The 11052-nt window shown below is 45.5% G+C and carries 8 protein-coding genes and 1 pseudogene; 5 read left to right on the top strand and 4 right to left on the bottom strand.

Annotated elements, in window-relative coordinates; genetic code table 11:
- The 3 genes and pseudogenes from JUI58_RS02090 to JUI58_RS27315 all read right to left on the bottom strand — a co-directional run.
- Nucleotides 1-166, bottom strand: a pseudogene (locus JUI58_RS02090) (Uma2 family endonuclease); the annotation flags it as partial.
- A gap of 158 nt (nucleotides 167-324) precedes the next feature.
- The gene (chrA, locus tag JUI58_RS02095) at nucleotides 325-1527 is read right to left on the bottom strand and encodes a chromate efflux transporter (protein ID WP_204102086.1); all 1203 of its coding nucleotides are present in this window, start codon (nucleotides 1525-1527) and stop codon (nucleotides 325-327) included.
- 54 nt (nucleotides 1528-1581) lie between these two features.
- Nucleotides 1582-3753, bottom strand: a complete 2172-nt coding sequence (locus JUI58_RS27315; protein WP_204102087.1) for an IMS domain-containing protein — start codon at nucleotides 3751-3753, stop codon at nucleotides 1582-1584.
- A gap of 296 nt (nucleotides 3754-4049) precedes the next feature.
- Between JUI58_RS27315 and JUI58_RS02105 the strand changes: the two genes are divergently transcribed.
- A complete protein-coding gene (locus JUI58_RS02105; RefSeq protein ID WP_204102088.1) occupies nucleotides 4050-4862 on the top strand; it encodes a Uma2 family endonuclease in 813 nt (270 codons plus the stop codon).
- A 22-nt stretch (nucleotides 4863-4884) separates the two neighbouring features.
- On the opposite strand, the gene JUI58_RS02110 is transcribed toward JUI58_RS02105, so the two are convergent.
- Nucleotides 4885-5337 (bottom strand): GNAT family N-acetyltransferase, encoded by a 453-nt coding sequence (locus JUI58_RS02110; RefSeq protein ID WP_204102089.1) that lies wholly within the window; start codon nucleotides 5335-5337, stop codon nucleotides 4885-4887.
- A 472-nt stretch (nucleotides 5338-5809) separates the two neighbouring features.
- On the opposite strand from JUI58_RS02110, the gene JUI58_RS02115 reads away from it, so the two are divergent.
- The 4 genes from JUI58_RS02115 (at nucleotide 5810) to JUI58_RS02130 (ending at nucleotide 10734) form a co-directional block, all read left to right on the top strand.
- Nucleotides 5810-6202: a Mo-dependent nitrogenase C-terminal domain-containing protein gene (locus JUI58_RS02115; protein WP_204102090.1), complete on the top strand. Its 393-nt coding sequence runs from the start codon at nucleotides 5810-5812 to the stop codon at nucleotides 6200-6202.
- A 200-nt stretch (nucleotides 6203-6402) separates the two neighbouring features.
- Entirely contained in the window at nucleotides 6403-7368 is a 966-nt protein-coding gene (locus tag JUI58_RS02120) for a vitamin K epoxide reductase family protein (RefSeq protein ID WP_204102091.1), read from the top strand.
- Nucleotides 7369-7442: 74 nt separating this feature from the next.
- A complete protein-coding gene (locus JUI58_RS02125) occupies nucleotides 7443-8423 on the top strand; it encodes a vitamin K epoxide reductase family protein (RefSeq protein WP_204102092.1) in 981 nt (326 codons plus the stop codon).
- Between the two features lie 133 nt (nucleotides 8424-8556).
- On the top strand, nucleotides 8557-10734 hold the full coding sequence (locus JUI58_RS02130; protein ID WP_204102093.1) for a CHASE2 domain-containing protein: 2178 nt from the start codon (nucleotides 8557-8559) through the stop codon (nucleotides 10732-10734).
- Nucleotides 10735-11052: the final 318 nt, after the last annotated feature.

Genomic DNA, 11052 nt, shown 5'->3' on the forward strand with positions numbered 1-11052 from the left:
CTCCCGCAATAAATACATCCTCTCGATCTTGAAATAAAGTATCGAGGCCTCCTTGAATCGTGACAATTAAGCGAAATTGAGTCGTATTATCTGCCAAGGGTTTACCGTCACTTTCCGGATAAAGACTATCCTCGTCAATGAATAAGGGATTAAGTTGCTGTACCATTGCCTCAATTGAGTCGATACGTTCGACCCCATCATACCGAATTATGAGGAAGGATTCAACTTTTGTCAACACTTCTGTTTATGATATGAATATCGATTCTGTTTATGATATGAATTAGGATTAAAATCCCGGTAATACTAGGATTTTAAAGCCGGCTTTCAATTCAACTGCAAAGTGTCAATAATTAAGGAAGAGAGAAAGCCGATCGCGGCACCTCCCAAGACCAGCCAAACCGCATTGAGTCGAAAGCGAAATAGGGCGATCGCGCTGAAGATGGCGATCGCGAAAGCAATAGGATCGAAGGGTAAACCGAAGTGAGGCTGCCCAAAAATTGTCCCAGCCAAGCGTACTGTTACTACTATCATTAAGGCAACAGCGCTGGCATTGACGGCATCCAAAAAAGCCGCACTCCAGGGCGATCGCCGCAATAAGGGAACGATAGGATTTAAAATTGCTACCAAGAGAAAAGAAGGGAGAAAAATGCCTAATGTAGCGGCGATCGCCCCTGGCACCCCTAAAATAATGTAACCGATGAAGGTGGCGGTAGACAGAATTGGCCCTGGGGTAAATTGTCCGATGGCGATCGCATCCAATAATTGCTGCTGAGTTAACCAACCTTGACCCACTAATTCCCCTTCTAAAAAGGCAATTAACACATAACCGCTACCAAATAAGATTGCCCCCACTTTGAGGAAAACTAACCCCAACTGCCATAAAGCAGGGGTCGTCACTTCTGTACTCGCGGCAATTGTCCGTCCTGCTACTGTAATATTCAAACTTGCGATCGCCAATTCCGCGAGGCGATCGGGAGGGGATTTCAGTTGCAACCATAGCATCCCAACAATACCCCCAATCAAAAGGGCTAAGACTTCATTCAGCCCCAATAGTAATAAACCGATGGCTAAACCTGCGATCGAAAGAAGCGATCGCGATTTAATTGCTTTCCTCCCCAACCGCCATAATGCCCCAGCAATCACTGCTAAAACGGCGGGTTTAATGCCATATAATAAAGGAGAAAATTTCGGCAGCGTCCCGAAACTAACATATAGCCACGCCAATATTCCTGTTATCAATACCGCCGGGGTAATAAAACAAAACCCCGCCACCGCTAAACCCATTACCCCGCCATAGGAATAACCCAGATGAATCGCCATTTCCGTCGAGTTGGGACCAGGAATTAAATTAGTGGCCCCCACAAGATCGAGAAAATGCTCCCTTGTCAGCCATTGACGGCGTTCGACCACCTCCTCCTCCATCATGGCAATATGGGCAGCAGGACCACCAAAACCAATAATACCTAACTTAAAAAAGAGTTGTGCCAATTCCTGTGATCGCTCCTTTATCGTTGAGTTTTCTTTCATCACTAACCATCAATCACTAATCACTAGCCACCAATCACTAACCACTAACCACTCCTAAAGCACCGTCATACTGCGAATGCGCCAGAGGTCATTTTGTCGGACCAACTCATAGCGAACTCGCAAATTATCATCATAGGAACTGCTGCCATCGGGTTGTCCACCGCGAAAAGCGCGAGCAATTTCTCGAATAGATGCCTCAACCCTTGCTGTATTGGGATTCTCGGCATTAAAATCTACATTCTCTATCCGCAGGGTATGTTCGTATTCCCGATGGGCGTTTTCTTGTTGCAGAGATTGTGCCGTATCGCGCCAAGTTGCGAGGGTAGGGTCAGCTAAAATGCTTTCGAGTAAAGGAATTTGATGCTCTTTCCCTAACGCCGATCGCTTCACCGATAACCAAGTTTCGATAATTTGACGGGCGCTTTCCTCCGTTAATGTTCCAGTGGCGGCATTAGGGGCAGTTTCCTCGGTTTCTGTGGGAATGGCAACCACTGGACTATCGAGGGAAATAGCAGGTTGATCCGCTTCTAACCCCGGTACCATATCCGTCGCCCCGAATAAGGCTTTGAGAACTTGCCCGATCGCCAGCCAGAGGATGAGAATGGTTGCAATGCCTCCTACTCCAAATAGGAGCAAGCGACCCCATTGGGAATTGCCCGAGGAACGCGATCGCCGACGGCTGCTGCGTCGTGCTACAGGAGGGGTTCCCGTTTCCTCTTCTTGGGGTTCTTGTCGTCGTCGTGGGGGAGGCGAGGGGGCGGGTTGGCGTAAGGCAGTCGGAGAGGGCTGCGATCGCCCAGGACGACTTTGAGTTGCAGTAGGAATGGCGGGGGGGTTCAGGGTGGCGGTTCGTCCCGGGCGGGTTTCTTGGAGGGTGCGTTCGGCGGCAACTGCCCCCAGATCCCCTTGTAATGTGGTGGGAACTGATACGGGTTGGGGGTCTACCACGGACCAGCGATCGGGATTTTCTGTTTCTGTGGGCAGTTCTTCTAAATAACTTTGTACCTGTTCGTCAGCAAAATAGTCTTTTAAAGAGGCTCGCAAGTCAACTAAATCGCGAAAATGGGGAAAAACTTCCGTTTGCATCCACCGTTCCCCATAAAGGCATAAACCTGGCAGTAAATCTGGCGATCCTTGGGAATGTTCGCGAATAAAGGCGAGGGGTTCGTATTCTTGACTTAACTCTAAAGCATGACTGGCTTCGTCGGTTTGACCGAGTAACAAGGCGCAAACTGCTTGTTCTAAATGTACGTCCTGCCGCCGTCCTAGGGCTTGCAGCATCTCTTTGGCTCGGGTAATCAAATAGGGTTGGAACTGGGCAAAACCTCGCGCAACGAGGGCGTAGACGGCTAAATAGGTGGCAACGGCGGAAGGTCGCCTGGCTTCGAGTTCAAAAATTTCTTGTTGTTCTGCGGCGGTTAAATAGCTGCGAATTTGCTGGATAAAGCGCAAAAAGTCATCAATACTTAACCCAGAGCGATCGTCGCCATTACCATCGATGCCGCCGCGTTCTTGGAGCATTTCTTGTAGAAGTTGAATGCCTTTAATGCGATCGCTGACGGCTTGTTCGTCTTGAGAGAGGAGTTCTAAGACGCGATAGGGGCGAAGTTTGTAGAGGTCTGCTTGAATTTCGCCGCGAATATTGGCAAATAAGCCCTCTCGCAGCAGTAAATCTTGTCCTACTTGTCCGGAGATAGCGGCGCGTTCTGACTGCCCTTGCTGCCACTGTTCTCGCCCTAATTCCAAACAAGCGAGGGCGATGGTTAAGACAATATCAGCGCGAACTAATTCGGAATCGATCAGTCGTTCTTGTTCTGGGGTCAAATTTTGGCGATCGATCAGGGGAGTTCCCAAACTGATGACCTGTTCGTATTCTCCCAGTTCTTGCAGAATCAGGAGTGCGCCGATAAATTGTTCGTTATTAATTTCCAGCCAAGCTATGGGGGCGTTTCTTTCTCCTTCCCAAGCTAAATCCTCGGGTAGGGTTTGGCTTTCGAGAGGGTGAGTTCTGGCCAAAAATCCGGCATCGTACTCCGATCGCTGTTCCGCATCGGATAAAACGGAATAGGCTTCGTCGAGTAGCTGTTTGCGGGCATTAATGGCAATATCGCTGTACTCGCGACGCGGCAATTGCAAAGCGCGATCGTGGTAGGCTTGACCGAGTTGGGGGGCGGTGGCCTGAATGGATACCCCTAAAATCCGATAGTAGTCGAGCGGAATTCGCACGGTTGGCTCCCCAAAACAAAGCGACTTATCTATATTAATATCACTATGGCTCTAGGAGTCATGGTGATGGAGAGAAAGATTATATTTCTTGGTGATTATTGGCACTCTTCTGCGAGAATCAACCCTTCCTGGGCGCTTTAAAATTTGCAAGACTCGATAGCATAGCACTGTGATCTAGTGAATATTTTACTGGCGATCGCGGGACTTCTATATCGCGGGATTTCGTGGCAACGGTTTTGACCTAGAAATGAGAATGACGATATACTTGTTCTTATTAATCTTGAGGGAATGTTACTATGTCGGTCGAATTAGTTCGCGAACAACTGCCTCAAAATCTCACAATCAAGGAAGAAATTCCACTTCCTCCCACTAATCTACCTTATGACGACGGAGAACCCTTGGAAAGCAATCGCCATCGCATCGCTATGAATGTTCTGATTGAGTCTCTCCACCAGGCTTATCAAGAACGAGACGACTATTTTGCTAGTGGGAATATGTTTATTTATTACAGTAGCGCACAGGTCAGGAATAAAGATTTTCGAGGACCTGATTTCTTTGTTGCGTTAAATGTAGATGGTACGATTGAGCGTCGCAGTTGGATTGTTTGGGAGGAAGAAGGACGTTATCCTGATGTTATTGTGGAGCTAATGTCTCCTTCGACGGCAGGTGAGGATACGGGCAATAAAAAGCGAATATACGAACGAACTTTTAGAACGCCCAATTATTTTGTTTACAATCCTTTCAATCAAGAATCTCTGCAAGGTTGGCATTTAGGAGTCAATGGGCGCTATGAAGATTTAACGCCAAATGAACGAGGATGGTTATGGTGCGAGAGTTTGGGGCTGTGGTTGGGGACTTGGGAAGGAACATTAATGAAAGAGAGTGCGGTTTGGTTGCGCTTTTACGATCGCAATGGTAATTTAGTTCTCTTACCTCAAGAAGTCGCCGATCTCGAACGAGAAAGAGCCGATCGCGCACAACAAGAAAAAGAACTCGAAAAGCAAAGAGCCGATCGCGCTGAAGCTACTATGGAGGAGGAACAACAGAAAAACCAACAGTTGCGCGATCGCCTTTTAGAATTAGGGGTAGATCCCAATAGTTTGCCTTAGTTTTGTTGCTGCGATCGCCTTTTCAGGATGAGTTCGATCCCTCGATCATTTTTAGCAAATATTTTGGTGATTCTTGGTAGCCTTGTTGCTGGTAAAATTGATGTGCTAATTTACGTCTTGAATGGCAATGAACTTCTATGCGATCGCATCCTCTTGCTTTTGCTTCTGTTTCTGCACGTTCGATTAGTTTTGTACCCAGTCCCAAACCTCTCGCATTCTCGGAAACGCAAAAGTAACTAATCCGACAAAAATCCCCGACTAAAGCAAGTTGAGGAATGAAATGTAAGGCGATAAAACCCAAAACTTGTCGCTCTTTTTGTAGCTCTTTTTCTGCGACAAGAAGCAAAGTATCGGGATGGGACAGTTGTTGGCGCACTTTAGGAACAATAAACCCATTTGTGTCTGGATAGCCAAGTTGTTCGAGCAGAATCGCTATTGCGATCGCATCGTCTATTATTACTTCTCGAATTAACATTTTTCAATCAACTCTATGAGATCACAATTCTATCAATATTTATTTGCGAAGGACGCGATCGCGTTTTGAGGTACATCAATATTATTGGCGAGTTCTGCGAGTTCTGCGATCGCGATCGCAATTTAGGGTGATGTTATCTGGATAACACCCATAAAAAATAAGACAGAATATAATCAAGGACGTTAGCTCAAACTGTATTTTTAACTTAAGCTATTTGGCTTAGTATAAATATGGAAATTAATAAAATTCTGCCCAGAATCTCTATTTTTTCATAGTTCTTCCTGTTTGGTAAGTTCTAAATGAGATTTTTGTAACAGATTGTTAATTTAATGAGAGCAAACTCATCTAATAACTTGTTTTTTGGGATTTTCAGGGTTAAAAAAACTATTCTGAAACATCCGGAATCTAGATTTAGATGACTGTAGACAAAGAATAAGCAAGCCTGTTCTCAAAGTTAGAACAGAAAGGAACAATGGCTGACGCAATCAGAACCACAATCAAAGAATTCGTTTTTAGCAGTTGGAGTTCCGAGTATCTTCCAGCCCACCAACCCGGAATTTCTCTACAAAAAAATATCCCCTCAAAACTTAAATTCCCTAAGATTACTTTTGCACCGTTAAAGCCCCTGAAAATGCTCCTCGATAACTGGGAAGTCAAAAATGCTGATTTTGCCCGCGTATTGTGTCAATTAATCCCCGCACAATGCCCATTTGAACGAGATGTGAAAGTTTTGGGTAAAGTTCTCTTTCATATTCCCCCCTTATGCAAGTTGAATCCTTTTTACGATCAACTGGTGGGTTTGCGGTTTCGCGCTTTGTGCTACTTAGCAGATGAATGTGGCGAGGATATCACTGCTTACTGCTAATATCGGACTTAGGCATGAGCGGGCAAGATGCCCGCACTACCATCACAATAGAATACAGGAGTGGGAGCGTCTCGCTCTCTAGCTGCTTAGTAACCCGACTCCCAACAGCTTGGGCATCTTCCGAGCATTTGACGGAATCGCTTGATTTATGATTTTGTTAGGCTTGTGTGTAGCTATCTTGAACGCTCCCCCTCAAACCCATGAACCGTAATCGTTCTCTGCCTTGGATTTACCAGAAATCGCGCTGGCTGATTGGCGCGATCGCGCTGTTGGGGTTTGCCCTAACCTCGTATCTTACCATAACTAAACTCACGGGAAATTCTGCGGTTTGCTGGGCAGAAGGAGATGGCTGTAATATTGCCCTGTCGAGTTCTTATGCCACAGTCTTTGGCTTACCTCTCTCGCTTTATGGGGGGATCGCCTATTTGAGTATGGCAGTTTTGGCTTTAATTCCGGCGATCGTTAAACTGGAAGACAAATCCCAGGGCGATCGCCTCGAAAATTGGAGTTGGAATCTTTTATTAATTGGTGGGACGGGGATGACAGCAGTTAGCAGTTATTTAGTCTATCTCCTCGCCTTTGAACTGCACATTTTTTGTCCCTATTGTCTAGCTTCAGCCACTTTTTCCCTCAGTTTATTTGTCTTAACACTTTTGGGTCGTCTTTGGGAAGACTGGGGACAAGTTCTCTTTACCGGAATTCTGGTGGCGATCGTCACAGTGGTTGGCACACTAGGGGTTTATGCCAATGAAGCACCCCCAACTCTCATCAACGGACGTATCCCCATTCCCGCCCTAAAAACCGCCTCTACACCCGGCATTGGGTGGGATATTACCACAAAATCCAGCACCTCTGAAATTGCCCTTGCCCAACATTTAAGCAAAATTGGCGCAAAAATGTATGGTGCTTATTGGTGTCCCCATTGTGGCGAACAAAAACTCTTATTGGGCAACAAAGCGCTTTCTCAGATTAATTATATAGAATGCGATCGCAAGGGGAAAAATTCTCAAACCGCACAATGTCACGCGGCTGGAATTACCTCCTTTCCGACTTGGGAAATTGACGGCGAATTGTACCCAGGCATTCAAAGTTTAGAAAAACTGGCACAATTATCCGGTTATGAAGGAAGCCAAGACTTCAAATATATTATCCCAGGCTTAAAATAGTTAGTTAAGACTGACCCATTAGCGGGTCAAATCCCCGCACAACACTCTCCATTCCCTATCAAAATATCAAAATAATGATAAGAAAACGTTCTATTCCTTGGATTCATCGCTACTCGCGATTTATAATTGGCGCGATCGCCAGCATCGGTGCTGCTTTAACTGGTTATTTGACCATTACCAAACTCACCGGAGGAGAAGTCGGCTGTGCGATTAATACCAGTGCAACGACAGGAAGTTGCACTGATGTCCTCTCCAGTCCTTACGCAACAGTTTTTGGACTTCCTCTCTCCCTATTTGGCTTATTAGCATATCTGAGCATGATAGCCTTTGCCCTCTCCCCATACATCATTAACCCAGAAAGCGATCGCGATTTGCGAAATAAACTAGAACATTGGACGGCATTATTTTTGCTGATTGGTTCAACAGCCATGATGATTTTTAGTGCCTATTTAATGTATGTTCTCTTTGGCAAAATACAGGCAGTTTGTTATTACTGCATCGGATCGGCCTTATTTTCTCTCAGCTTATTTTTACTGACAGTTTTTGGACGCACTTGGGAAGATTTCGGTCAACTTGTTTTCACTAGCGTTATTGTTGCTTTTATTACTTTTATGGGAACTTTAGGAATTTACGCACCCCTGAATAATCCCGCGATCGCCGAAGGCAAAATCATCATTCCTCTTCCCCAGCAAAGCGAACTCATTCCAGGAAAAGGTTGGGAAGTCAAGACAAAATCGGGAGAATCAGAAATCGAACTCGCTCAACATTTAAGAGAAAATGACATCAAAATGTACGGTGCTTATTGGTGTCCCCACTGTTACGAACAAAAGGCCCTGTTTGGCAAAGAAGCCTTTGCCGAAGTGGAATATATCGAATGCGAAGCAGATGGAGAAAATGCCCAGCCTCAAGCCTGTCAAGCGGCTGGAGTGCAGTCCTATCCCAGTTGGGAAATTGACGGCAAGGTAGAACCGGGAAGGTTATCATTGGAAGAATTGGCCACAGTATCTGACTATGAGGGGCCGACCAATTTTCAATACGTTCTTCCGACAAGATAATTGATTATCTTGAGCGATCGCTACATTTGTATTGGCAGTCTCTCTCAGGAACGCATAAAAAGGAAAGAAGGGGAAGCTAGAAATTTTCCCAACTTTCCTTTTCTGCGTTCTTTTGTTGCTGGCATATTTATCGATGTTTAATTCACGTTCTCGATTTGCATCCCTTTGGCGGTGGTGGCAACAAAAACAGGTCTTTTGTTTGGTTTCTGTGGGGGTTGCAGGTTGTACTATTCTGCTGCGATCGAGCGGTATCCTCCAAACTTGGGAATGGGCTGCTTTCGATCAATTATTTCGTTTGCGACCCTCCGAACCTTTAGAAGAACGAATTTTAATTGTGGCGATCGATGAAGAGGACATTCAGGAAAGCGGCACTTGGCCAATCCCCGATCGCATCATCGCCGAACTTATTCGTCGGTTAAACGAAGCTCAACCCCGCGCGATCGGCTTGGATATTTATCGGGATCTGCCTGTGGAACCGGGTCACGATCTTTTACAAGAAACCATGACTCAAGTTCCTCATTTTGTTGGCATTGAAAAATTAAAAGACAAGCAAGGAAGCGCAATTAATCCCCCAGTTGGTCTAACTGAAGAGGCAATAGGTTTTAATAATATTGTCATCGATGCGGATGGGCGAGTGCGTCGCAGTCTTTTCTATTGGCACGAAGAGGGAGAACCTCATACTAGCTTTGCCTTACGTCTCGCCTTGCTTTATCTCCAACAAGAGGGAATTGATCCTCAACCTTCCGAAATTAATCCGAAATATCTCCAATTAGGGAATCGCACTTTTCCAGCCCTACAGCCTAACGATGGTTCTTACATTCGCACAGATAATCGCGGCTATCAAGTTTTAGTTAATTTTCGCAATCCTGATGCCTTTGAACAGGTGACTTTGCGGGAAGTCCTCAACGGAGAAGTTTCCCCCGATCGCATTCGCGATCGCATTATCGTGATTGGTTCGACGGCTCCGAGTTTGGGGGATTTTGTTTATGTTCCCTACAGTACCAATCCCTTTGGGTCGATTTCTCCTCTCTACGGGATAGAACTGCACGCTAATTTTATCAGCTATATTCTCGGGGCTGTCCTGGACGATCGCGCCATCGTCAAAGTTTGGCCTGATGCGATCGAATGGCTGTGGATTTTTTTCTGGTCGAGTTTGGCCGCTGCGATCGTCTTGCGATGGCGATCGCCTCTCCATTCTTCTCTCGTTTTATTTTTGGGGATAACCTTTCTACTGGGAGGAACTTATGGGGCGTTTTTATGGGGATGGTGGATTCCTGTTATCCCTCCCTTACTGGCTTTGGGGGGAACAACAAGCATATTAACGGGTTACTTGGCTTATCGAGAAGAAGAACTCAAACGGTCTACAGATTTCTTAAGATCCGCGATCGATAATATTCCCGATCCTATTTTTGTTAAAGACCGCGATCGCCGTTGGCTCGTTCTCAATCAATCTTTTTGCAATCTTAGTGGCTACCCCTTAGAAGAGTTATTACATAAAACCGACTCGGATATTTTTAGTCCGACTGAAGCGGAGATATTTCGCCAACAAGACGAATGGGTTTTTCGCCATCAGAACCCACAAGAGAACGAAGAAAAATTTACCGATCGCCACGGTAAAACCTATTTAACGGCAACTAAGCGTTCTTTACACAAAGATGCCGCCGGAAATATCTTTTTAATTGGCGTGATCCGCGATATTACAGAACGGAAAAAAATTGAAGAGGATTTGAGAAGAACAACTCAAGAACTCAGTCGCTCCAATGCCGAATTAAAACGCACCCACGATCGCCTGCACCATCTCGCTTACACGGATTCTCTCACGGGTTTGGCCAATCGCAAAGGATTTTACGAAAGTTTTCAAACTTTTTTGGCCTGGGCTGAAGCAAAGAAACGCCTTGTGGGGTTGCTGTATTTAGATTTAGACGGGTTTAAACAGGTCAATGATAGTATCGGTCATCAAGGGGGAGATTTGCTGCTACAGGCAGTTGCAGAACGAATTGAGAATTGTCTGCGGGATAGCGATCGCGTTGCCCGATTGGGAGGTGATGAATTTACAGTCATTTTGCCTGGGATCAAACAAGCAGAAGATGTCGAAATCGTTGCTCGTAAAATTGCCACCACTCTCTCGAGTCCCTTCAACCTAAACGAACATCGCGTTTTTATTACCGTGAGTATTGGCAGCAGTGTTTATCCTCACGATGGCAATACGGAGGAACAACTGATCTCTCTAGCAGATAAAGCCATGTATAAGGTCAAAAATCAGAATCGCGCCGGATTTTCCCCCAACGAGACTCAAGACGGCGATCGGTAATATTACGCAAAAATAAGGGTTGGGGTATAAACTAATATTACAATTTCGCAAAAAAAATTAGCTGTTCCAATGGCAAGCAAAAAATTGTGAAAAATTTATGAACATTTTTTTTGCCATTTTGCACAGCAGTGAATATACTTATGGAAACAGGTTAGGAACAAGATGCGGTCTTGTTAGAGTTGTCAGGAACCTCAGCCTTTAGGCGTGAGGCTTGAAAGAGGAATCTAACAAGCCATTCTGACCAGACTCAGTACCCCGCGTACTACGTTATTTGGGTCACGACACCTGGGAATGCGAAGCTAGTTCCCCGCTCTGTCG

The organism is Spirulina sp. CCY15215 (assembly GCF_016888125.1).
Lineage (GTDB): Bacteria > Cyanobacteriota > Cyanobacteriia > Cyanobacteriales > Spirulinaceae > CCY15215.

Bases quoted from the DNA above. Each gene is read 5' to 3' on its own strand.
- chrA (WP_204102086.1), bottom strand. From the start codon at position 1,527: ATGAAAGAAAACTCAACGATAAAGGAGCGATCACAGGAATTGGCACAA.
- JUI58_RS02105 (WP_204102088.1), top strand. From the start codon at position 4,050: ATGTCGGTCGAATTAGTTCGCGAACAACTGCCTCAAAATCTCACAATC.
- JUI58_RS02110 (WP_204102089.1), bottom strand. From the start codon at position 5,337: ATGTTAATTCGAGAAGTAATAATAGACGATGCGATCGCAATAGCGATT.
- JUI58_RS02115 (WP_204102090.1), top strand. From the start codon at position 5,810: ATGGCTGACGCAATCAGAACCACAATCAAAGAATTCGTTTTTAGCAGT.
- JUI58_RS02120 (WP_204102091.1), top strand. From the start codon at position 6,403: ATGAACCGTAATCGTTCTCTGCCTTGGATTTACCAGAAATCGCGCTGG.
- JUI58_RS02125 (WP_204102092.1), top strand. From the start codon at position 7,443: ATGATAAGAAAACGTTCTATTCCTTGGATTCATCGCTACTCGCGATTT.
- JUI58_RS02130 (WP_204102093.1), top strand. From the start codon at position 8,557: ATGTTTAATTCACGTTCTCGATTTGCATCCCTTTGGCGGTGGTGGCAA.